Below are 21,549 nucleotides of genomic sequence, written 5' to 3' on the forward strand. Positions count from 1 at the left end.
TTTTTGGATCATGCGCTTTGATTGGTTGGAAATATGCACAAAAACAACGCCTACTCTCTGCCGAATCTTCTGACTTATGCTCGAATAGTTGCCGTACCGCTGGTGGTCGTGTGCTTCTTCCTTGAGGGCCGCCTGCAATCCAGCGACTCGGCGCGCTGGGGCGCGCTGGCAATTTTCGTCACTGCCAGCATCACGGATTTCCTCGACGGATATCTGGCGCGTATCTGGAAGCAGACATCAACCATCGGGCGAATGCTGGATCCGATTGCGGACAAGCTGCTGGTATCGGCCTGCCTGCTGCTCCTGGCTGCCGACGGAACGATCGCAGGCTGGTCTCTCTGGGCCGCCATCATCATCCTCTGCCGGGAAATCCTGGTATCGGGCCTGCGTGAATATCTTGCGGAACTCAAGGTCAGCGTACCGGTAAGCCAGCTTGCCAAGTGGAAAACCACAATCCAGATGATCGCCATCGCATTTCTACTGGCCGGACCTGCCGGTGATCAGATCGTGCCGATCATCACCATATCTGGTATCATCCTTTTGTGGATCGCCGCGCTGATAACCCTTTACACAGGCTGGGATTATTTCCGCGCCGGACTGAAGCATGTGGTGGATTGATCAATGACCAAACTCGTCTATTTCGCATGGGTGCGTGAGCGGATCGGCAAGGGTGAAGAATATATCGAGCTCGATCCCTCGATCGTGACGGTGAATGACCTGCTGGCACATCTGAAAACGCGCGGCGAGGAATACCAATCAGCGCTCGAATACCAGGATGTGATCCGTGTTGCGATCAATCAGGAACATGTCGAGCACGATGCGCCGGTCAAGGATGCCCACGAAATTGCGCTGTTCCCGCCGATGACCGGGGGATGACGGATGAACAACGTCGAACCGCGGATCCGGGTTCAGGCCGAGGATTTCGATACCGCCGCCGAGATCGACCGCCTGACGAGAGATCGGCGCGGGGTCGGCGCGGTGGTGACATTCAGTGGACTTTGCCGTGACGAGGCAGGAACGCTGGCCGCGCTCGAGATCGAGCACTATGCCGGCATGGCGGAACTTGAGATCGGCCGGATTGCGAGGACGACGCTTGATCGCTGGAGTTTGACGGGTCTGACTGTCGTGCACCGCTATGGTCTCATAAAACCGGGGGAGAACATCGTCCTTGTCGTCACTGCTTCGGCGCATCGCCAGGCAGCTTTTGAAGGCGCTTCGTTCCTGATGGACTACCTGAAGAACGCCGCGCCGTTCTGGAAGAAGCAACATCTGGTAAGTGGCAAGGAGAGCGACTGGGTGGAAACCAAGGCGAAAGATAAGGAAGCTTTCAAACGATGGCACAGTTTGTGAACCGCTTGGCGATTGGCTCACTCATCATCGGCGCCATGGCCGTCCTGGTCCTGATGGTCCTGTCGTTTTCTGCTCGCGGCGACGAACCGGCTGGCGAGATCAGAAACGTATCGTGGCTTGCTGAAGATATTGATGGCCGTGGTGTGATCGACGATGCACAAACGAGTTGAAAATCGACGCGGACGGGTCGGTGAACGGCTCAGGCGGGTGTAACCGCTTCATGAGCCGTGCCACGATCGACGCGCAGAAGCTCACCTTCAAACCTGCAGCGGCAACTCGGATGATGTGCCCGCCTGCGCTGATGGACCAGGAACAGAAGTTCTTCTCCGTGATGGAGCGGACACGGTCCTATGCAATCGACGCCGAGACCGGAAAACTGCTATTGCGCGGCGAAACCGACAAAACGATTGCTCGACTGGCGCAGAAGAATTGATCGCTACAATAAAAAAGCCGGGCGAACCCGGCCTTTCATTTATCAACATTCCAGAATATCAGCCGACGATTTCAGTACCGGAGAACCAATAGGCGATTTCCTCCGCGGCAGTCTCCGGAGCATCGGAACCGTGCACCGAATTTTCGCCGATCGAGAGTGCGAAGGTCTTGCGGATCGTGCCTTCATCGGCGTTGGCGGGGTTGGTCGCGCCCATGATCTCGCGATTGCGGGCAATTGCGTTCTCGCCTTCGAGCACCTGAACAATGGTCGGACCAGAGGACATGGAGTCAACGAGCTCACCGAAGAACGGACGCTCCCTATGGACAGCGTAGAAGCCTTCGGCCTCGCGGCGGCTCATCCAGACGCGTCTAGAAGCAACAACGCGCAAACCGGCTTCCTCAAGCTTCGCGGTGATAGCGCCGGTGAGATTGCGACGCGTTGCGTCGGGCTTGATCATCGAAAAAGTGCGTTCAATTGCCATGGAATGAAACCTTGTCATTGGGAGATTGGATCGCGGCTCTATAGCGGCAGGCAGCCCGTTTGCCAATAGAGCTTTTGCCCATCGCCCGGGAAGAGCCTAGACGGCAGCCTTGATTTCGCGTGCCACGCCTCCATGCAGGTCGAGGCAACGCTCGAACCAGTCCTGCACCGGATCCCCGCGATCGAACAGTTGATAAGGCGTTAGAACGCGGACCCACTGAAAAGCGCCGAAGACGATATAGTCTGCGAATAACGGGCCCTCACCGCCAATGAACGGCTGAGACAGGAGCATCTTGCGGATGGGTTCAAGACTTGCCGTGAACGCTTCACGTTTCGCATCGCGCATTGCAGCAACATCTTCGAGCTTGCGGCCAAAGATCTTCTCGCGGCTTTCACGAAAATAGGCCTGGTTCGGAGCATCGAGGAGATTGTGCACTGCCATCAGGACCACCACGTTGATGAACGGGTGCAGGATCATCTGCGAATAGCCCTCGACAAAGCGCGCCATGGCTCGGCCGCCCTCGCCTTTGAACAGAGAAGGCCGGTCGGGGTGTCTGTCCTCAAGATAAAGCGCTATCTCGAAGGAATCCGCTACGAGCTGGTCTTGATCGCGGATGACAGGCACTTTGGAAGAATAGCCATTCTCGAGCTTTGGTATGTCCCTGAAGGAAACACGGTTGCGATCGAATGGCAGACCCTTGTGCGCCAGCGACATGACCGTCTTCCAGCAATGCGGGCTAAAAGGACGGCCTTGATCGGTGCCGACAAGCTCGTGCAGAATGATACCCATGGAAGAAATTCCCTCTTCAAAATTTATGTCAACAACACTGACCTTTTTGCTTGGAAAGTCAACTCGATGAAGCAGCATTTTCGCATGTTCGCCGCCTATAACCGCTGGGCAAACCAACGCCTCTACGCTGCGGCGGCCGAACTTGACGATGAAGAATACCGGCGCGACATGCGTGCATTTTTTTCCTCGCTGCACGGCACGTTGAACCATCTATTGGTGACAGACCGTATCTGGCTGCATCGCTTCACGGGCCAAGGAGACGCGCCCAAGGCGCTTGATGCAATAGTCCACGACAGATTGGACGATCTCAGGGCAGCGCGGGTAGCGGAGGATGCACGCATCATCGATTGGATCAACAGCCTCGAGAGCGCGGATATTGCCGGACGCTTTACGTATACGACAGTCAGCGACATGCGCACTATCAGCCAGCGCCTTGCACCCGCGTTGGCACATCTCTTCAACCACCAGACGCACCATCGCGGCCAGGCGCATGGCATTTTGACGGCGCTGGGGAGATCGGCACCGACGTTTGATCTCATACAGTTCCAACGAACGGAGGAAGGCAGGCCGTATTCCTAGGGTTCGGATCCATGAATGATTGTGAACTTCTTTGCATGGCGCACAGCAGATATGCAGCGGTACTGTCTTGCGAAAATGCAATTTCCCGTGCAAAAGCGCGGCCATGCTTATTCTCGACGACATTTCCGTGCGTATGGCCGGCCGCCTGCTCATCGACCACGCCAGCTTGAACCTGCCATCAGGCACCAAGGCTGGACTGGTCGGGCGCAACGGCGCGGGCAAATCGACGCTGTTCAAAGTGATCACTGGCGAACTTCATGCCGAGACCGGGGATTTCTTTCTCCCGAAGAACATCAAGATTGGCCAGGTCGCGCAGGAAGCGCCAGGCACGGAAGATTCGCTGATCGAAATCGTACTTGCTGCCGATACCGAACGCACGAACTTGCTGGCAGAGGCCGAGACAGCCACCGACCCGCACCGCATCGCCGACATCCACATCCGGCTGGCGGATATCGATGCGCATTCCGCAGAGGCGCGCGCCGGTGCAATTCTTTCGGGCCTCGGTTTCGATGCGGAAGCACAGAAGCGCCCGGCCTCATCCTTTTCGGGCGGCTGGCGCATGCGTGTCGCTCTCGCCGCGGTTCTTTTCGCCGAGCCGGACCTATTGCTTCTCGACGAGCCAACCAACTATCTCGACCTTGAAGGCACTTTGTGGCTTGAAGATTATGTGCGCCGTTACCCGCACACCGTCATCCTGATCAGCCATGACCGCGATCTCCTGAACTCAGCGGTCAACTCGATCATCCATCTCGACCTGACCAAGCTCACGCTGTGGCAGGGCAATTACGATCAGTTCGAGAAGCTTCGCAGCGAAGCACTCGAATTGCAGCAAAAGCAGCGTGTTAAACAGGAAGCCCAACGCAGCCACATGGAGGCTTTCGTCGAACGTTTCCGGGCCAAGGCATCCAAGGCGAAGCAGGCACAATCACGGCTGAAGGCACTGCAGAAGCTGAAGCCGATTTCGGCTCACATCGAAGATCATGTGATGCCGTTTCATTTCCCGGAACCGGAGAAAGTGGTCGCTTCCCCGATCATCGCGATCGAAAGCGGCGAAGTCGGCTATACCCCGGGCAAGCCGATTCTCAAGCACCTCAATCTGCGCATCGATGCGGATGACCGCATCGCGCTGCTCGGTTCCAACGGAAACGGCAAGTCCACTCTTGCGAAGCTGATCGGCGGGCGCCTGCCCTTGCAAAAAGGCAAGATGACGGTTGCGCCCAACCTGAAAATCTCGTTCTTCGCCCAGCATCAGCTCGATGATCTGATCCCGGAGGACAATGCCATCGAACATGTGCGCAAATTGATGCCTGATGCGCCGGAATCGAAGGTTCGCGCCCGCGTCTCGCGCATGGGGCTTGCCACTGTCAAGATGAATACGGCCGCAAAAGACCTTTCCGGCGGCGAGAAAGCCCGGCTCCTGATGGGCTTGGCGACTTTCCAGGGTCCGAACCTGCTCATCCTCGATGAGCCGACGAACCATCTCGACATCGACAGCCGTGAAGCGCTGATGCACGCGCTGAACGACTTCGATGGCGCCGTTATCCTGATTGCACATGACAGGCATCTGATCGAAGCGACCATGGACCGGCTCTGGCTCGTGCGCGATGGCGGTGTCGCCCCCTATGATGGCGATCTCGACGCTTACCGGTCGCTGGTACTAGCGGATGCAAAGGCTGAACGGTCCGGCAACAGGATTTCGGTCGAGGAAGGCCAGAAGCTGACAAAAGCCGAGCAACGAAAGTTCGCGGCGCAGAAGCGAGAGGCCTTGAAGCCCTTGCAGAAGAAAATCCAGGAAGCCGAAGCCCAGGTACAACGCTTCCAGAAGAAGATCGACTCCCTGCAAATCCAACTCGCCGATCCGATTATTTATACACGCGAGCCGGCTAAGGCGACGCAAATCGGCAAGGAAATCGGCTATGCCAAGTCTTCGCTCGCTCGGGCAGAAGAAGAATGGCTGATGCTTTCAGGGGAGTACGAGGAGGCAATGGCCGATCTTTGATCCGCCGCCGCATCTCGCCCCCTAGAGTTCTACTGCCACGTGCGCCTTGCGTTTTTGCCGCAGCGCATAGCCCGCAGCCATTGCACCAAGCCCTATGACCGTTGAAACGATGAAAATCGTTATCGTCGCATCACGCAGAGCTTCCGGTGTGGTCGCCGCGGGATAGCCGGCCGCATTGGCAGCGAGCCCCGCAACGGCCGCTCCGATGGCATATCCGGCCGATTGCAGCGTCGGAAGGAGTGCCGAGGCGCGGTCTCGTTCGCCGCTCCGCGCTGATTCCATCACAGTTTGGCTGACAAAGCCCCAACAGACGCCGAAGCCGGTTCCGATGAGAATCTGGCCTAGCATCACAACCAGAGCCATATTCATCGAAAAACCAAGGACAATGGTTGCGAGACCGGCGACGAGAAGTGTCGGTCCAAGCCTGATCATCCAGGCGCGGTGGCGTGGATCATGAAGATTGGCAACGAGGATGGCACAAAGGCTCCAGGCAATGGCAAAGGTCGCGTTGAAGGCGCCTGCCTTGGTCGGACCGTAGCCCCAAAGCTCTTGCAGCGTCATCACCAGATAGACGGAGGTCGCCGCCTGCGCGACGGGCATGAGCAGCACTATCCACAGACCGATACCAACGACGGAATTCAAAGCAAAGGCATCAGAGGGAAAGAGGGGCGTAGCACTGCGCCGATCGAAAGCGACGACCGAAGCCAACAAGATAGCCGCTCCTGCGACGAACAAAACCTGGAGGAGCACCGCCTGCATGATGCTGGCAAGCGCAACGAGCATGATACCGGAGCCGATGGCTGAGAGCCTCAGAAATGGCACGCTCATCAGTTGAACTCCGCCAGAAGACTTTGGCACGATCCGCAGAACGAGCGCGATGAAAATGAGAGCCAAAGGAACATTGACAAGGAACGCCGCGCGCCAGGAAAGCTGCTCGGTGAGAAGTCCTGAGATCAACGGGCCACCGAAGGCAGCAACAGCCCAAACGACGGCTTCGGCACCAAAAACCCGGGCGACCAAGCGCGATGGGAAAAGTTCGGGAATGAGCGCGTAGCATATGGCAGCTATGATGCCCTCACCCAATCCCTGCAGTGCCCGGCCGACGAGCACTTCGGTCATTGACGATGCAAACGCGGCGATAAGGGTTCCAGCAAGGAACACCAGTGCCGAACCCACCAAGGCTGTTCGCGCGCCTAATCTTGCCTTCAACAGGGCGCCGCTGGCGCCACCGACGATGGAAAGTACGAGATAGATGGTGAAGGCCCACGAAATCAGCTCAAGACCACCAATTTCACGCACGGCGGTTGGAAGCGACGTCGAAACAAGGAAGCCGTTGAACGCAAATAACGCGACACCAAGGCAGAGCGTCGTGGTCGCCGCCGAATAGGTTGGCGTCAATAGCTCCGACCAGCGAGACGTGCCGGAAACTGCGGGGTCATGCATGGTTGTCCTCGATTGCAGTTCTGCTGCGGTTCTGGCCTAGTTCGCGATGAAACTGTAGACCATCGGACTCATGTAAGTTTCGCCGACGCGCCAGTAATCTCGCAAAGGACCGCCTTCAAAGGTGAACCCAAGCCGCGTCACCAGCCTGATCGATGGTCCATTCTCCGGATGAATGAGCGCAGCGATACGGTGAGTGTTCAGCTTGCGTATGCAGTGTGACATCACGCCCTGCACGGCCTCGCCCATCAGACCGCGGCCATGCCACTCCGCCCGTAAAATATAGCCGATCTCCAGCCTGCGACTGCGGGCCTCGCGATGATGGTAATTGACCATCCCAATGCAATCATCTGTTTCCTTCACTGCAACAGCCCATGCGACCGCATCATCAGGATTGACCGTCTTGGCGAGTATGCGTACCCAGCTGCGTGTCTCCTGGATGTTTCTGCAGGCGGAGAAATCCCAGTAGCGCACCAGATTCGCATCGCCGATACAGGCGTGAAGCCCAGCATCATCCTTTGGCTCGAACCGGCGCAGTCGAAGCCTTTGGGTTAGAATGTTTGGAAAGTTTTCCGGCTGCTCCGTCATTACCTGCCCCATTTCGGCGGAGGAGGAGCGTTACTCGCCGTCGCTCTTCTGCGGCGCAGGCGAACGAGGCCAACAATACTGAATGCAACCAGGGCAATGCCCGCGGGCATCGCGCGCCAGTCGACTGCCGCTGCCCCTCTGCGCAGTATAAGGTCGACTTGCGCCACTTCGAGCCCATCTATATCGCCGGGACCAATCGTAAAGGTATAATTACCGTCCTCAACAGGATCGATATCGCCTATACTGTCGCGGAAGACTTGCGGGCCCTGAGGCGAGCCCTTGTTCGCGGCCCGGGTGTTCTCATAGGTCAATGTCGCGACGAGAACGTCCTTGTCCTGGCGCGTTACGACTGCAGTCAGCGCCGATCGACCTATCGAAGGAACAAAATTGCGCAATGGCTGCATGTCGACGAAGGCGCGAACTGGCGCATCTGCTGCGGTCAATCTGACGGTAACGGGCTTGTAGGAGCCAGGGCGGTCGTAGACACGCCACGAGCCGATTTCCTCGCCAGAAAAATTCCACACGGCCCAAGGATATCCAATCCCGAGCATGACTCCGATCAGCAGAAGGATCAGGAAAACGAAGCGCACTGCACGGACCTCACGCTTTCTTTTCCCACCGCCCTTCGGCGTTCTGCTGCCAATAGGTCAGAGTGTGGCCTTGTGCCTTCAACGATTTCCACTGTGTCCTTGCCTGCTCCAGCTGGTGCTGGTCGTGTCCATCAAACATCAGTACCAGGCGCTCGTAAGCCTCGACGTTTACCGGCTCCGCGCCATCGACAACAAACCGCACAGTTGCTCCGTTGGGATTGCCATTGCCGGTGGTCAGGATAACGGGCTGTTCTTCCGGATAGGGCTCCTGATCAGTGGCATGAGCCAGAAAAGAGGCGTCCGACCACGTCCATAAATGATTGTCGAGGCTGTCACGCCGCTCCTCCGATCCCGTCTGGATCACAACTCTCCATTTGCGCTCGAGCGAACGCTCGACCAGACCAGGCAATGCATTTTCCAGGGTCGACTCGGTCAGGTGATAGAAAAGGATATCGGTCATTGCTGGTTCAGAATTTCGTATGTTTGGATCTGGTCTTCAACATGACCGTTTCTGTTCTGATACGGTTCCACCATTCCCGCAAGCGCGGTCGTTCGTCAATCAGCGAAGCACCGGATGCCACACTATCCGCCGCCGCAAGCACGCTGGCGAGATAGAACGTTGCCAGGGTCATCTCATTAAATGCGGCACCGGGAGAAGACACCAAGAAGTCGTCAACGACGCCAAGGACGTGGCGCGACTTCTCGATGTCCTCGCGGGCGGGCTCCAGGCGGTCACGCCAATAGCCTGGAACATACAGCCCCCACACTAGCGGACGATATGCGTAGTTGTCGACAATCCGCATGATCTGACGCATCCTGGCATTGTCCAAGTGTCCCGATGGCGAAAGCTTCGGAGCATCGATGACAGCATCAACGTAATGAACGATGGCATCCGTCTCATAAAGACGAACCCCATCCACTTCGAGCGCAGGGATACGCTTGAAGGGGTGCCGGATCTCATAATCATCCGGCAAGCAGCCACCTTCGAACGGATCAGCTTCGATCAAGACAAAATCAGCCAGCTTTGCCAGGAGAACGAGCCTCACGATGCGTGTGTAGACACTCTCTTCGGTTCCGTAGAGTTTGATCTCCACCCTGGTTATCCCTCGAAATTATCCCGGATCAGCCTGTCAAGAAGACGAACACCGAAGCCGGATGCCCAGGATTGGCTATATTCACTAACTGGCGCGCCTATGGCCGTACCGGCAATGTCAAGATGAGCCCAGGGCGTGTCGCCCACGAAGCGCTGCAGGAACTGGGCGGCGATGATCGCTCCGCCATGACGCCCGCCGATGTTTTTCATGTCCGCATTCTTGGTGTCGATGAGCTTGTCATATTCGGCACCCAGCGGCATGCGCCAGAGTTTTTCTCCAGTTGCCTCGCCGGCCTCGAAAAGTTGTGCGGCGAGAGTATCGTCGTTGGAGAACAGTCCGGCCTTAGACACGCCAAGAGCGACCATGATGGCGCCGGTCAGGGTGGCGAGGTTGACCATGAATTTCGGATGGAACCGGTCACTGCAATAATAGAGCGCGTCCGCAAGGACGAGCCGCCCTTCCGCGTCCGTGTTCAGGACCTCTATGGTTTGACCCGACATGGAAGTGACGATATCGCCCGGCCGTTGAGCGTCGCCATTGATCATGTTTTCAACGATACCGATGACGCCAACGACGTTAACCCTGGCCTTGCGCGACGCGAGCGCGTGCATGAGGCCAGTCACCGCCGCCGCGCCGCCCATATCGCCTTTCATTTCCTCCATGCCACCAGCAGTTTTAATGGAAAGCCCGCCGGAATCGAAGGTGACGCCCTTGCCCACCAAAGCGATCGGCTTGTCTTTTCCTTTCGCGCCGTGCCACTCCATGACAGCTAGCCGTGCGGGACGCGTAGAGCCCTGCGCCACCCCCAGGAGCGACCCCATGCCGAGCTTCTTCATGTCTTTTTCGGTAAGTATCTCCACCTTGACGTCCAGCTTCCTCAACTCCTCGACACGCGCGGCGAATTCTTGGGGGCCAAGGATGTTGGCGGGCTCATTGACGAGATCGCGGGCAAGGAGAACGCCGTCCGCTACGGCGAGGGAGTTGGCGAACGCCTTTTTGGCGGCATGCGGATCGGCAACCTGAACGGTAATGGCAGGGACAAATTTGTCGTCCTTCTCGCCCTCGCCTTTTTTGGACTTGTACTTGTCGAACGTATAGGAGCGAAGCAACATGCCCAGCGCAAACTCTGCGGCATCTTCTGGTGAAACATCCGCATCAGGCAGGGCGAGAATTGCCGATACGTTCTTTGATTTCCCAATTTTCGAGAACGCTGCACCACCGATTTTCAACCAGTCATCGCCTTTCAGCTTGGCCGGTTCACCAATTCCCACAAGCACCAGGCGTTCAAGCGCCGTTCCAGACGGGGCAAGAGTGGAGAGGCTGGCCGCCAGTTTTCCCTTGAAATCCGAGACATCGATGATACGCGACAGCAAAGCCTGACCGACAACAGATTCGGCTTCTGCAGCGGCTCTGCCTTCAGTGCCAACCAGCAATATTGCAGTGCCGGTCTCTACGGCTGCATGGTTTGCGAAACTTATCGATGGACGTTTGGACATGATATCTCCGGTTTGAACAAAATGTGATTTCCACAATCGTCGGCGTTGTTGAATGAGGGGGTGATCATTAGGCAGAGACTAAGACCTTGTTAACCAGCTTTATTCGCCTATTTTTAGCCAAGCCTGACTAGATTGAACGTGTCGGGATTATTGAACATGCAGCGGGTTCGCCCATAAACTCGGAATAATGCCCTGGCTACCAAGGCATGGATTGGACAGTCGGGGAAATTCAACGGCTGATCGGACAAGGTGGCGGAACTCTTTTTGCGAAACATGACATGCGCCTGATTGAGATATACATCTTGCGACGGATCGTCGTCATGTTTTTTGCCGTCCTGCTTTCCGCGGTCGGGATCACATGGATTATCCAGGTACTTGGACGCATCGATTTTTTGACGACCAGCGGTCAGAACTACTTTGATATCCTAAAGTTCAGCTCCACCCTTTTGCCCTCCGCTTTTCCTGTGGTCATGCCTTTTGCGCTGGTCATTGCAGTCACGCAAACGCTTTCGACCATGAACCAGGATTCCGAGCTTGTCGTCATCAATGCCGCCGGCGCACCTCGCACGGCGGTGATACGGCCCGTGATGCTGTTTGCGGTAACTATTGCAGCTGCATCCTTCCTGATTTCCAATTTCGTCGTTCCCTACTCGCAGCTGAGCATGCGCCAGATGATGGCCGATGCTCGCGGCGATGTCATCAACCTGGTAGTGCAACAGGGGGCGTTCCGGGAGATCGATTCTGATCTTTATATTCAAATAGAGAACCGGGATTCCAACGGCACGATCAGGGGCGTGTTCGTCTCCGATTCGCGCGACAAGACAACCGATCTGGTCTATTACGCCAAAGAAGGGCGTGTCCTGGAAACCGGCGATCAAAAACTTCTTGTAATGAAAGATGGCGAGGTAGACCGCAGAGACGTCCAGACAGGCAAAGTCTCCATCATCAAGTTCAACACGTACGCGCTGGATCTGGCGGCGTTCGTCGCCGCAGATGACAAGGAAGCGACAATCTTTCCGAAGGACCGGCCGCTCGGCTACCTCATGAACCCGGACCCGAATGACAAGCAATATCAGCAGCGTCCGCTTCGCTACCGGACAGAGCTCTACAAGCGCTTGACCGACTGGATGTATCCTATCGTATTCGCCCTGATTTCTCTGGCGGCAGCCGCTGATTCGCGTTCACACCGCGAGGCACGCATTTCCGCTTCCTTCACGGCGATCACGCTCAGCCTCGTTGTATTCTGGCTCGGCTACTCAACCGGGCAAGGTGCCGACAAGAACGCATCAATGCTGCCGATGATGTTTGCAATTCCGATATCCGCAGCGCTTCTGGCCATATATGCCCTTGCTACCAATCGTCAGATTGGCATTCCGGCATCCTGGAACAACTGGTTCAGAACCGTTTTCGAGACCAGGCAGGCGGGTTTTGCCGGTGCCGGAGCGAGGTTCTTCCGCCGCAAGCGCGGGGGGCAACGCTGATGATCGGCTGGACCCTCGGACGTTATTTCTTCCTGCGCTATGTGACGATTACATGTTACTTCCTGATGGGAAGCTTCGCGCTGTCGCTGATCCTCGATTTCACTGAACAGTCAGGCAGACTGTCTGCACTGCCCGATTATTCGGCGATCCAGGCGTTCGGGCTATCGGCGATGCGCGTGCCTTACATCATGCAGCAGGTGTTTCCTTTCATCGCGCTGTTTGCGGCGATGGCGACTCTCATCTCCCTCAACCGCAAGTACGAACTGGTCGTAGCCCGTTCGGTTGGTGTTTCGGCGTGGCAATTCTTGCTGCCTGCCTGCGCCGGCGCCCTCCTCTTCGGCCTGGTCGCCGTGCTCGCCGTCAATCCGCTCGCTGCCTGGGGCTTTGAGCGGAGCGAACAGATAACGGCGAATTGGCGCGCTGGCAAAGCCAACGACGTGTCGGCCGATCGTGTGCCATGGCTGAGACAGAAAACTGACGAAGGCGATACGATCATCGGGTCCAAGTCCGTCGTCAACCGTGGTTTGCGTCTGGTCGACGCCGTCTTTATCCGGCTCGACAAGAATCAGGATGTCATCGAGAGGTACGACGCAAAAACGGCCGATCTTGAAGACGGGTTCTGGCGGCTGAATCAGGCGACGAAATTTGTCCTCGGCGAGAGGCCCGTCAGCGAGGAAACCGTGCGTATCCCGACCCGTCTGCGGCCTGAATTCGTTGAGGAAAGCCTCGCCGCTCCAGAGACAATTCCTTTTTTCGAGCTGCGTAACAAAATTGCCGCAGCTCGCTCATTCGGCTATTCGGCCAACGCTTTTGACATGCATTTCCAGTCTTTATTGGCTTTGCCAGCTCTGCTGATGGCGATGACCTTGATCGCTGCGACCGTTTCTTTGAAATTTGTCCGGTTCGGGCAATCCGGGGCGATGATTCTGGGTGGCGTCCTCGCAGGCTTCGTGCTTTATGTCGTCACGGTCGTGGTCAAGGCGTTCGGTAATGCGGGATTCGTTCCGCCTTTCGTTGCCGCATGGACACCTGTGTTGATCGCAACTTTCTTTGGGGTCTCCTTTCTGTTGCACAAGGAGGATGGTTAGAGTGGGATTGAATGTAACGCGCTTGGTATTGCCGGCGTGGTTTGCACGACTTGCGTGCAGCACGGCCTTGCTATGCCTTGCAGGCGGGATTTCGCTCCCAGCCTACGCCCAAACGGGTGATGCACTTGTCGGGAATGTACAGACGAATCCAAATGCACAATTGCTGCTGGAATCGGACGAGCTTGTCTATGATATCAACGCCAAGACCATCTCCGCGGTCGGTGGCGTACAGATCGATTATGACGGAAACCGCCTTGTCGCACGTAAGGTCACCTATGACGAGAATACTGGCCGGCTCAAGGCCGAAGGCAAGGTCGAGATCGTCGAAAAGGACGGCAATCGCATCTATGCGGAAAATCTTGACGTCACGGACGATTTCAAGGAAGGCTTTGTCAACGCGCTTCGCGTCGAGGCTGCGGACAATACGCGCTTTGCTGCCGAGAGCGCGGAGCGTATCGGCGGCGAGCTGACAACCTTCAACAATGGTATCTATACGGCTTGCGAGCCCTGCCGGGCCCAGCCGGATCGGGCGCCATTGTGGCAGGTGCGCGCGCAGAAGATCATATGGAACGGTAAACGCAAGACGATCCGCTTTGAGCGCGGTCGCTTCGAAATGTTCGGCATGCCGCTGGCATTCCTGCCGGCATTTGAAATCGCCGACCCAACAGTCAAGCGCAAGAGCGGTTTTCTCATACCGAGCTATAGCCACGAGACGGAATTGGGCTCCGGCATCACTGTGCCCTATTTCTGGGCTCTGGCTCCGAACTATGACCTGACGCTGCAGGGGACTTATTATACCCAGCAGGGGTTCCTGGGTGAAGCCGAATGGCGCCACCGATTGGCTAATGGTCAATATACGATCAAGCTTGCCGGCATCGACCAGCGTGACCCTGAAGCTTTTGGAGATGCTGATGGAGATGCGGTTGATCGCAATAGCACCACACGTGGGATGATCGGGACCACCGGCGCGTTCAACATAAATCCGCGCTGGACGTATGGTTGGAGTGTCCTCGCACAGTCGGACAAGGCCTTTGCCTATCGTTACGGCATCGAAAACTACGACAATTACAACATCACGGACCAAGTTTATTTGCGTGGTCTGCACGACCGCAACTATTTTGACCTGAGCCTTTACCGATTCCACGTTCAGGAGGGTTGGGAAGATTCCAACGCGAATGCATCGGAGCCGAAACAGCCATGGGTTTTGCCAAGTCTTGATTATGCCTACACCCCAACGCAGTCTGTTGCAGGTGGAGAACTCAACTTCGACTTGAACTTGCAGGCGCTGACCCGAGACAGAGCTGATTGTTTCCGCCCCGACGGCAGCGACAGTGAGTGCGGGGATGGCTATATTTCCGGCATCGACGGCAATGATGGCCGTATCACCGGTGAAGCCGAGTGGAAGCGCACGTTTATCAGTTCATCGGGTTTGGTTCTTACCCCCCTCCTTGCACTACGTGGTGACGGATTGTATGTCGACTCCGATACTGCAGGGGTTACTCGTTCCGAAGCTTTCCGCGTGATGGCGACTGCCGGCCTGGAGGCGAGATGGCCGATTTTGTTCTCAACCACCAGCGCAACACACGTGCTTGAGCCTACAGCGCAGCTGTTCGTGCGCAACAATGAGCCTTATGCCGGTGAAATGCCGAATGAAGACGCACAGAGTTTCGTGTTCGATGCATCGAACCTGTTCGAACGGGATAAATTCTCCGGCTATGATCGCGTCGAGGGCGGTACCCGCGCCAATCTTGGCATACGCTACTCAGGCACCCTCAATAGTGGCTGGGGACTGAACGCAATCGCTGGCCAGTCATTCCAGCTGGGCGGGCTCAATTCGTTCGCATCCCCTGACTTCGTGAACGCCGGGGCGGAATCCGGGCTGGAAACGTCTCGTTCCGACTATGTTGCGATGATCGGCGTCAACCGCGGCGGCTTCAACCTGACGACCGGCGGCCGTTTCGACAAGGATGATTTCGAAGTCGAGCGCGCGGAAGTCGCAACGACCACAGCTGGCAAGTACGGATCGCTGTACGTCAAGTACGCTTTCATTGCTGAACAGGAAACCTACGGTTTTCCTGATGACCGTCACGAAGTCACTGTTGGCGGCTCGTTGAAGCTGACGCCGAACTGGCGCGTTCTGGGCTCTGGCACCTATGACATTGTTTCAGACACTCTCGTAAAGCAGACTGCCGGGCTAGCCTATGACGACGAGTGCTTCACCTACAGTATGTATTATACCCAGGAACAGCCCGTCACCGCGAACAATGTCGAAGGCGACAAGACCACGAAGTTTGGTTTCAACATTTCCTTCCGGACTTTGTGGGGAACCGGCAAGCCGGTCGATATCGGCGGCATCTAATCTTATTGTTCAAGCTGGCCGCACTTGCGGCCAGTCATGCTTTTGCCTTAGTAAAGCGACAATAGAGAGGGAACGAACACTTCAAAACTGAAACTACTGGTCGTTCGATGAGAATGGCTCAATGATCGGATAAGTTGGGAATGATGGTGAGGAAGCATATTCTTGCAGCGGCGATGATCCCTGCATTGAGTGCCGTTACGACGGCCGGAGCGACACTGCCTGCTGCGGCAAGCGAGATCAAGATCGTTGTCAACGGGGCCGCCATCACCGATTACGACATTGCCAAGCGCGCCGCCTTTCTGAAGCTTCAGCACAAAAAGGGAAACTTGACGCAGCAGGCCCGGGATGAACTGACCGACGAAGCGCTGAAGCGCCAGGAGCTCAAGCGTTTGAATTTGCTCGTCTCCGACAGCGAAGTGAACGATGCTTATGCCCGCTTTGCCACCAACAACAAGATGACGCTCAACCAGCTCAACGGTGTGCTGGACAAGGCAGGTGTCACGCCGCAGCACTTCAAAGAGTATATCCGCATGCAGATGAGCTGGGGCAGAGCCTTGGCCACACGCAACCGTTCCCAGGGAGGAACCAGGGTTTCCGAGCAGGACGCGGTACAACGCATGCTCAAGGACGGCGGCAAAAAGCCCGTCTCCACGGAATATCAGTTGCAGCAGGTAATATTCGTCGTGCCCGCCAACAATCGCGGCATCTTGCCGAAACGGCGCGGCGAAGCCAATGCGATGCGGGCCCGTTTTAACGGCTGCGACACGACACGCGATATTGCCAAAGGCACATTGGACGTCACGGTACGTGATCTCGGCAAGTTCGTCGAGCAGGAACTGCCGGCGGAATGGTCAAAGCAGGTCACTTCCACGCCTGTCGGTCAGGCGACTTCGACGCTGGATACGGACAAGGGTGTTGAATTCCTTGGCGTTTGTTCGACAAAACAGGTCTCTGATGACCGCGTTGCCCGGCTTGTGTTCTCGCAGGAAGCTACTGCGGCTGCAGGCAACGGCAAGCAGGAAGCTGCGGCTCAAGCGGTCGACAAGAAATATCTCGAGGAACTGCGTAGCAAGGCCAAGATCGTTTCTGAATGATGGGATTGCACCGGGTGAACGCCGCTCTCGCCGTCAGTTCCGGTGATCCCTCGGGTATTGGACCAGATATCGCTCTTGCAGCCTGGGCGTTGCGTAAACGAACCCATATGCCTGCCTTTTTCCTGGTTGCTGACGCGGAAGTGATGGCTTCCCGCGCCAAACAGCTGTGCGTGAATGTTCCAATGCAGATCGCGACGCCCGAAGAAGCAGCCGCCGTGTTTGGCGAGGCACTTCCGATCGTGCCGCTGGACAACCGGCAATCGGATCAACCGGGCAAGCCGCTGGCGGAGAATGCGGCGGGAACAATCGAAGCCATCGAACAGGCTGTAGCATTGACGCTTTCTGGTCGCGCGCGGGCTGTGGTCACCTGCCCGATCGCCAAGAAACCGCTGTACGAAGCAGGATTCAAATTTCCGGGGCACACGGAGTTTCTGGCACATCTTGCAAGCAAACATCTTGGACATCCAGTGACACCCGTCATGATGTTGGCGGGGCCCAAGCTTCGAGCAGTTCCGGTTACCATTCACATCGCCTTGAACAAAGTCGCAGTCGTTCTGGATACAGCGACGATCCTGACGGTGTGCCGAATAACGGCACACGCACTGAAAAACGAATTCGGCATCGCCAATCCCCGGCTTGCGATAGCCGGGTTAAACCCGCATGCTGGCGAAGGCGGCAGCATGGGGATGGAAGATGAGATCATCGTGCGTCCTGCCGTGAAGACGTTGCTTGCAGAGGGCATTGACGCGCGGGGACCATTGCCCGCTGACACGATGTTCCATGCAGCCGCACGGGCGACATATGATGCTGCCATTTGCATGTACCACGACCAGGCGCTGATACCGGCGAAAACACTGGGCTTCGACGATAGCGTCAATGTCACCCTTGGCCTGCCGTTCGTGCGCACCTCGCCCGACCACGGCACGGCTTTCGACATCGCCGGATCCGGAAATGCCAAGCCCGACAGCCTCATTGCGGCGTTGGGTCTTGCTGACGAACTGGCACGTAACCGCGCCAACCCGATCATTTCGACATGAGCATTGACAGTCTGCCCCCGCTGCGGGATGTGCTCCAGCGCTACGAGTTGATGCCGAAGAAGTCGCTCGGCCAGAACTTCCTTTTCGATCTCAACCTTACGGCGAAGGTTGCGCGGCAGGCCGGCAATCTGGACCGGCAGACTGTCATCGAGGTTGGACCAGGTCCCGGAGGGCTTACACGTGCGCTCCTGGCGCAGGGAGCCAACGTGATCGCAATAGAACGCGATGAACGCTGCCTCGCCGCCCTGCAGGAAGTATCTGACCACTATCCAGGCCGACTTCGCGTTATCGCAGGTGATGCGCTGGAGACGGATTTCACTGCGCTGGCGGATGGCGGCCAGGTGAAGATCGTCGCTAACCTTCCCTATAATGTAGGCACGCAGTTACTGATCACATGGCTCCTGAGCGAACCTTGGCCGCCGTTCTACGCATCGCTTACACTGATGTTTCAGCGGGAAGTGGCAGAGCGTATCGTGGCAAGGCCGGGGTCGGACGCCTATGGTCGCCTCGGAGTTCTGGCCGGATGGCGAACGGAAGCGAGGATCACCTTCGACGTGCCACCTCAGGCATTTACACCGCCGCCTAAAGTTACATCTTCCGTCGTCCATCTGGTTCCACGGGACACACCGCTTGCTTGCGACGCAGCAACGCTTGGACGCGTAACACAGGCAGCGTTCGGCCAAAGGCGCAAAATGTTACGGCAAAGTGTCAAATCGCTAGGCGGGGAAGCGCTCCTCGCCAAGGTCGGAATCGACCCGACCCGCCGCGCTGAAACCCTGTCTATCGACGAATTCGTCGCACTGGCGAATGCTGTCTAATTGAGCTTCTCATCAAGCAGGCTACTCACGAAATCGAAAAGGCCGGGGCAGCGATCCCGACGCAGACGCTCGGCGGTTACAATGGATTGGACCTCATGAAAGGCTCGGTCCAAATCTTTGTTGACGATGACGTAGTCATAGGATCGCCAGCGTTCAATCTCGTTGCGGGCATTGTCGAGCCGCACGTTTATGACGTCTTCAGAATCTTCCGCACGCCGGTGCAGCCGCTGTTTCAGGTCAGCCATGGAGGGGGGCAGAATGAATATGCTGACAACGTCGCCCTTCATTTTCTCCTGCAGTTGCAACGCACCCTGCCAGTCGATGTCGAAAAGCATGTCCTGACCATCGGCGAGCGCATTTTCCGCTGCCTCTCGCGGCGTTCCGTAAAAATTGCCATGGACTTCGGCCCATTCGATCAACGCATCGCTGTCGCGCAGCCTTTCGAACTCACGCGGTGAAATGAAATGATAATGAACACCCTCGATCTCGCTGGGGCGGCGTGGACGTGTGGTTACGCTGATCGAAAGTGCAAGCTCAAGCTCTTCCTTGTTCGTAAGCAGCATTCGGGCAAGCGTCGACTTACCCGCGCCGGACGGGGAAGAAAGTACGAGCATGAGGCCGCGACGTTTGATGCTGTTGGGCATATTCACTCCAGATTCTGTATCTGCTCGCGCAATTGATCCACAACAGCCTTCAGGTCAAGTCCGATCGATGTAATTGAGGGCGCATTGGCCTTGGAACAGAGCGTATTCGCCTCTCGGTTGAATTCTTGCGTCAGAAAATCGAGCTTTCGGCCGATGCCGTTGCCTTCCCTCAGAAGATCACGCGCGGCGGCGACATGTATTTCCAGCCGGTCAAGCTCTTCCTGGACGTCCGCCTTTGTCGCCAGGAAAGCCGCCTCCATGTGCAAACGCGACTCATCCAGTGTGGGAGCGGCGTCAATCAACAGCGAAACTTGAGCGGCGAGACGTTCGCGGACAGCATCCAACGTGCGGCTTGGATCAAGTCTTGCCTGTTCCACAAGCATCTCGATCGCGGCGAGTTGCACTGTCACAATCTCTCCCAAGGCCCTGCCTTCAGCTTTGCGGTTAGCGGCTAATTGGGTCAGGGTCTCGTCCAGAACAGCCAGTACGGCTTCCTCAAGCTTCTGCTGGTCTTCCGGCGCGAGCGCAACCTCCTGCGGCGCCTCAAGCACACCGCGTAACGACATGAGGCCCTCCGGTGTCGACGCCGCCAAACCATAGTCCTCACGCAGGCGCGCGGCGACGGCCGCCAATTCCTTCAAGAGTGGTTCGTTGACGATGCCTTTGGCAATACCCGCACCGCGATCGACGGTAAGGGCCGCCTGAAAATTACCCCGCTTGAAGTGCTGGCAGAAAAGTGCTCGGGCCTTGGGTTCAATCAGTTCGAGGCCCGGGGGCAACCGAAACCGAACGTCCAGGCCCTTGCCGTTGACCGATTTTACCTCCCAGGAGACCTGCGCACCGTCACTGTTTCGAAGGTGGCGGGCAAATCCCGTCATGCTTTGCAATGACATGTCTACCCCTCGGAACAAAAGCGGAAGGCCAGTCGGGCCTCTGAATATTAATTTCCACTACCCACATCCGGAGATGCATTTTTGTCCCCGGTGGCGGCCTTGGCAGCTTCATCGATACGGTTTTTTTCAACCTCTCGCCAGCGCCGAACATTTTCATTGTGTTCTTCCAGCGTTTCGGCGAACACATGTCCGCCGCTGCCATCGGCTACAAAGTAGAGATCCCTGGTCTGCGACGGATGAGCAACCGCCTCCAGGGCATCCCGGCCCGGATTTGCGATGGGGCCAGGTGGCAGCCCGTTGATCGTATAGGTGTTGTAAGGCGTCGGCTTCTCGAGATCTGACTTGAGAATCGGGCGGTCAGATGGCTTGCCCTTGCCGCCAAACAGACCGTAGATGATCGTAGGGTCGGACTGCAGGCGCATGCGCTTGTTCAAGCGATTGATAAACACCGCCGCCACACGCGGACGCTCGTCCGCCTTGCCAGTTTCCTTTTCCACGATGGATGCGAGCGTCACGAACTCTTCGACGGTTTTCAGCGGGATGTTGGGATCACGGCGCGCCCAAATGTCCTCGACCAGCTTCTTCTGGTCGGCCTGCATCTTCTTGATCAATTCTTCGCGGGTCGTACCTCGCGAAAACCGCATCGTATTGGCGAAAAGCGAGCCCTCACGCGGCATGACTGCAGGCAAATCACCCACAAGGACCTCGTCTTCACGTACGCGCTGGAAAATCTGCTCGACGGTGAGCCCTTCGGGGATCGTCAGCGACCGGAGAACGGATTTTCCGCTGCGCAACAGGTCCATGATCTCGCGCATCGACGCATGCGCTTTGATTTCGTACTCGCCGGCTTTCATGTCGCCCTGATGGCCATAGGCCTGAACGCCATATTTAAAGACGCGGGCGTCACTGATGATTCCACGCCTTTCCAGCCCGTCAGCTATTTCGACAATCCCGGTACCGCTCTTGACAACGTAGTTGGTTGTAACTTCGCTAGGCCCAGGCTCATTGAAGGCAAGCTTGCCGAAGTATACCGCAGCGGCGGCGGCAATAACCACCAGCACGACGAGCGACAACATGAAATTGGCAAAAACAACGATCTGGCTGCGAGCACGACGAGAGCGCCGCTTCGGCAGAGGTGGCGGTGTGCCTGGTTCAGGACGCAGAGCTTCAGAAGCCGATTGCGGGACAATCGGCTTGCGATCCGGCGCGTTGGCGGCGGCTGAACCGTTTGTCTCTTCAGACTGCTGATCTGAGCTCACGCAAACCACCTCGGGACATGATACCGGCTGACGCCGA

General features: G+C 56.9%; 24 protein-coding genes. 13 read left to right on the forward strand and 11 right to left on the reverse strand.

Annotated features, from left to right (window positions below):
• Positions 1-33 precede the first annotated feature (33 nt).
• Genes pgsA through CU100_RS13455 form a run of 5 tightly spaced genes read left to right on the forward strand, consistent with a single transcriptional unit; the run spans position 34 to position 1,783 of the window.
• Positions 34-618: a CDP-diacylglycerol--glycerol-3-phosphate 3-phosphatidyltransferase gene (pgsA, locus tag CU100_RS13435; RefSeq protein WP_106717029.1), complete on the forward strand. Its 585-nt coding sequence runs from the start codon at positions 34-36 to the stop codon at positions 616-618.
• Positions 619-621: 3 nt separating this feature from the next.
• The gene (gene moaD / locus CU100_RS13440; RefSeq protein WP_106717030.1) at positions 622-876 is read left to right on the forward strand and encodes a molybdopterin converting factor subunit 1; all 255 of its coding nucleotides are present in this window, start codon (positions 622-624) and stop codon (positions 874-876) included.
• A gap of 3 nt (positions 877-879) precedes the next feature.
• Positions 880-1,350: a molybdenum cofactor biosynthesis protein MoaE gene (locus CU100_RS13445; RefSeq protein WP_106717031.1), complete on the forward strand. Its 471-nt coding sequence runs from the start codon at positions 880-882 to the stop codon at positions 1,348-1,350.
• On the forward strand, positions 1,335-1,520 hold the full coding sequence (locus CU100_RS13450) for a hypothetical protein (protein ID WP_106717032.1): 186 nt from the start codon (positions 1,335-1,337) through the stop codon (positions 1,518-1,520). Before CU100_RS13445 ends, CU100_RS13450 begins: the two co-directional genes overlap by 16 nt.
• 20 nt (positions 1,521-1,540) lie before the next feature.
• Positions 1,541-1,783 (forward strand): META domain-containing protein, encoded by a 243-nt coding sequence (locus CU100_RS13455; protein ID WP_170113814.1) that lies wholly within the window; start codon positions 1,541-1,543, stop codon positions 1,781-1,783.
• A 58-nt stretch (positions 1,784-1,841) separates the two neighbouring features.
• Here CU100_RS13455 and ndk read toward each other — a convergent pair whose 3' ends face one another.
• Complete coding sequence (gene ndk / locus CU100_RS13460; RefSeq protein ID WP_106717271.1) at positions 1,842-2,264, reverse strand: nucleoside-diphosphate kinase; 423 nt, start codon at positions 2,262-2,264, stop codon at positions 1,842-1,844.
• A gap of 96 nt (positions 2,265-2,360) precedes the next feature.
• Positions 2,361-3,053: a glutathione S-transferase family protein gene (locus tag CU100_RS13465; RefSeq protein WP_106717272.1), complete on the reverse strand. Its 693-nt coding sequence runs from the start codon at positions 3,051-3,053 to the stop codon at positions 2,361-2,363.
• 66 nt (positions 3,054-3,119) lie between these two features.
• Between CU100_RS13465 and CU100_RS13470 the strand changes: the two genes are divergently transcribed.
• Entirely contained in the window at positions 3,120-3,632 is a 513-nt protein-coding gene (locus CU100_RS13470; protein ID WP_106717034.1) for a DinB family protein, read from the forward strand.
• Between the two features lie 103 nt (positions 3,633-3,735).
• Positions 3,736-5,631: an ABC-F family ATP-binding cassette domain-containing protein gene (locus CU100_RS13475; RefSeq protein WP_106717035.1), complete on the forward strand. Its 1,896-nt coding sequence runs from the start codon at positions 3,736-3,738 to the stop codon at positions 5,629-5,631.
• Between the two features lie 21 nt (positions 5,632-5,652).
• Here CU100_RS13475 and CU100_RS13480 read toward each other — a convergent pair whose 3' ends face one another.
• The 6 genes from CU100_RS13480 to CU100_RS13505 are packed head-to-tail and all read right to left on the reverse strand — an operon-like array spanning position 5,653 to position 10,839.
• Positions 5,653-7,074: an MFS transporter gene (locus tag CU100_RS13480; protein ID WP_106717036.1), complete on the reverse strand. Its 1,422-nt coding sequence runs from the start codon at positions 7,072-7,074 to the stop codon at positions 5,653-5,655.
• A 36-nt stretch (positions 7,075-7,110) separates the two neighbouring features.
• Positions 7,111-7,659 (reverse strand): GNAT family N-acetyltransferase, encoded by a 549-nt coding sequence (locus CU100_RS13485; protein ID WP_170113815.1) that lies wholly within the window; start codon positions 7,657-7,659, stop codon positions 7,111-7,113.
• Entirely contained in the window at positions 7,659-8,249 is a 591-nt protein-coding gene (locus CU100_RS13490) for a hypothetical protein (protein WP_106717038.1), read from the reverse strand. Before CU100_RS13490 ends, CU100_RS13485 begins: the two co-directional genes overlap by 1 nt.
• 10 nt (positions 8,250-8,259) lie before the next feature.
• The gene (locus CU100_RS13495; RefSeq protein ID WP_106717039.1) at positions 8,260-8,709 is read right to left on the reverse strand and encodes a DNA polymerase III subunit chi; all 450 of its coding nucleotides are present in this window, start codon (positions 8,707-8,709) and stop codon (positions 8,260-8,262) included.
• A gap of 7 nt (positions 8,710-8,716) precedes the next feature.
• Entirely contained in the window at positions 8,717-9,343 is a 627-nt protein-coding gene (locus CU100_RS13500; RefSeq protein WP_170113816.1) for a glutathione S-transferase family protein, read from the reverse strand.
• 5 nt (positions 9,344-9,348) lie between these two features.
• Entirely contained in the window at positions 9,349-10,839 is a 1,491-nt protein-coding gene (locus tag CU100_RS13505) for a leucyl aminopeptidase (protein WP_106717041.1), read from the reverse strand.
• A gap of 278 nt (positions 10,840-11,117) precedes the next feature.
• Between CU100_RS13505 and lptF the strand changes: the two genes are divergently transcribed.
• The 6 genes from lptF to rsmA all read left to right on the forward strand — a co-directional run bounded on the left by lptF (position 11,118) and on the right by rsmA (position 18,716).
• Positions 11,118-12,320, forward strand: coding sequence for an LPS export ABC transporter permease LptF (gene lptF / locus CU100_RS13510; protein ID WP_106717273.1), 1,203 nt, complete (start codon positions 11,118-11,120; stop codon positions 12,318-12,320).
• Entirely contained in the window at positions 12,320-13,408 is a 1,089-nt protein-coding gene (gene lptG, locus CU100_RS13515) for an LPS export ABC transporter permease LptG (RefSeq protein WP_106717042.1), read from the forward strand. The genes lptF and lptG overlap by 1 nt, the downstream gene beginning before the upstream one ends.
• Before the next feature lies 1 nt (position 13,409).
• Positions 13,410-15,767, forward strand: a complete 2,358-nt coding sequence (locus CU100_RS13520) for an LPS-assembly protein LptD (RefSeq protein WP_183635457.1) — start codon at positions 13,410-13,412, stop codon at positions 15,765-15,767.
• 140 nt (positions 15,768-15,907) lie between these two features.
• Positions 15,908-16,861: a peptidylprolyl isomerase gene (locus tag CU100_RS13525; protein ID WP_106717043.1), complete on the forward strand. Its 954-nt coding sequence runs from the start codon at positions 15,908-15,910 to the stop codon at positions 16,859-16,861.
• A complete protein-coding gene (pdxA, locus tag CU100_RS13530) occupies positions 16,861-17,898 on the forward strand; it encodes a 4-hydroxythreonine-4-phosphate dehydrogenase PdxA (protein WP_106717044.1) in 1,038 nt (345 codons plus the stop codon). The genes CU100_RS13525 and pdxA overlap by 1 nt, the downstream gene beginning before the upstream one ends.
• On the forward strand, positions 17,895-18,716 hold the full coding sequence (gene rsmA / locus CU100_RS13535) for a 16S rRNA (adenine(1518)-N(6)/adenine(1519)-N(6))-dimethyltransferase RsmA (RefSeq protein ID WP_106717045.1): 822 nt from the start codon (positions 17,895-17,897) through the stop codon (positions 18,714-18,716). Before pdxA ends, rsmA begins: the two co-directional genes overlap by 4 nt.
• Here rsmA and gmk read toward each other — a convergent pair.
• From gmk to mltG, 3 genes are read right to left on the reverse strand one after another with little or no spacing between them, the layout of a single operon-like run.
• A complete protein-coding gene (gmk, locus tag CU100_RS13540; protein WP_106717046.1) occupies positions 18,713-19,360 on the reverse strand; it encodes a guanylate kinase in 648 nt (215 codons plus the stop codon). The genes rsmA and gmk overlap by 4 nt on opposite strands.
• A 2-nt stretch (positions 19,361-19,362) precedes the next feature.
• A complete protein-coding gene (locus CU100_RS13545) occupies positions 19,363-20,253 on the reverse strand; it encodes a YicC/YloC family endoribonuclease (RefSeq protein WP_106717047.1) in 891 nt (296 codons plus the stop codon).
• Between the two features lie 47 nt (positions 20,254-20,300).
• Entirely contained in the window at positions 20,301-21,512 is a 1,212-nt protein-coding gene (mltG, locus tag CU100_RS13550; RefSeq protein ID WP_106717048.1) for an endolytic transglycosylase MltG, read from the reverse strand.
• Positions 21,513-21,549: the final 37 nt, after the last annotated feature.

Origin of the sequence: Phyllobacterium endophyticum (genome assembly GCF_003010935.1) — a bacterium.
Classification (GTDB): Bacteria; Pseudomonadota; Alphaproteobacteria; order Rhizobiales; family Rhizobiaceae; genus Phyllobacterium; species Phyllobacterium endophyticum.

Bases quoted from the DNA above. Each gene is read 5' to 3' on its own strand.
- CU100_RS13525 (WP_106717043.1), top strand. From the start codon at position 15,908: ATGATGGTGAGGAAGCATATTCTTGCAGCGGCGATGATCCCTGCATTG.
- CU100_RS13505 (WP_106717041.1), bottom strand. From the start codon at position 10,839: ATGTCCAAACGTCCATCGATAAGTTTCGCAAACCATGCAGCCGTAGAG.
- CU100_RS13485 (WP_170113815.1), bottom strand. From the start codon at position 7,659: ATGACGGAGCAGCCGGAAAACTTTCCAAACATTCTAACCCAAAGGCTT.
- CU100_RS13475 (WP_106717035.1), top strand. From the start codon at position 3,736: ATGCTTATTCTCGACGACATTTCCGTGCGTATGGCCGGCCGCCTGCTC.
- CU100_RS13480 (WP_106717036.1), bottom strand. From the start codon at position 7,074: ATGCATGACCCCGCAGTTTCCGGCACGTCTCGCTGGTCGGAGCTATTG.
- moaD (WP_106717030.1), top strand. From the start codon at position 622: ATGACCAAACTCGTCTATTTCGCATGGGTGCGTGAGCGGATCGGCAAG.
- CU100_RS13445 (WP_106717031.1), top strand. From the start codon at position 880: ATGAACAACGTCGAACCGCGGATCCGGGTTCAGGCCGAGGATTTCGAT.
- lptG (WP_106717042.1), top strand. From the start codon at position 12,320: ATGATCGGCTGGACCCTCGGACGTTATTTCTTCCTGCGCTATGTGACG.
- lptF (WP_106717273.1), top strand. From the start codon at position 11,118: ATGCGCCTGATTGAGATATACATCTTGCGACGGATCGTCGTCATGTTT.
- CU100_RS13470 (WP_106717034.1), top strand. From the start codon at position 3,120: ATGAAGCAGCATTTTCGCATGTTCGCCGCCTATAACCGCTGGGCAAAC.
- CU100_RS13495 (WP_106717039.1), bottom strand. From the start codon at position 8,709: ATGACCGATATCCTTTTCTATCACCTGACCGAGTCGACCCTGGAAAAT.
- rsmA (WP_106717045.1), top strand. From the start codon at position 17,895: ATGAGCATTGACAGTCTGCCCCCGCTGCGGGATGTGCTCCAGCGCTAC.
- CU100_RS13465 (WP_106717272.1), bottom strand. From the start codon at position 3,053: ATGGGTATCATTCTGCACGAGCTTGTCGGCACCGATCAAGGCCGTCCT.
- CU100_RS13450 (WP_106717032.1), top strand. From the start codon at position 1,335: ATGGCACAGTTTGTGAACCGCTTGGCGATTGGCTCACTCATCATCGGC.
- CU100_RS13545 (WP_106717047.1), bottom strand. From the start codon at position 20,253: ATGTCATTGCAAAGCATGACGGGATTTGCCCGCCACCTTCGAAACAGT.
- pgsA (WP_106717029.1), top strand. From the start codon at position 34: ATGCACAAAAACAACGCCTACTCTCTGCCGAATCTTCTGACTTATGCT.
- pdxA (WP_106717044.1), top strand. From the start codon at position 16,861: ATGGGATTGCACCGGGTGAACGCCGCTCTCGCCGTCAGTTCCGGTGAT.
- ndk (WP_106717271.1), bottom strand. From the start codon at position 2,264: ATGGCAATTGAACGCACTTTTTCGATGATCAAGCCCGACGCAACGCGT.
- gmk (WP_106717046.1), bottom strand. From the start codon at position 19,360: ATGCCCAACAGCATCAAACGTCGCGGCCTCATGCTCGTACTTTCTTCC.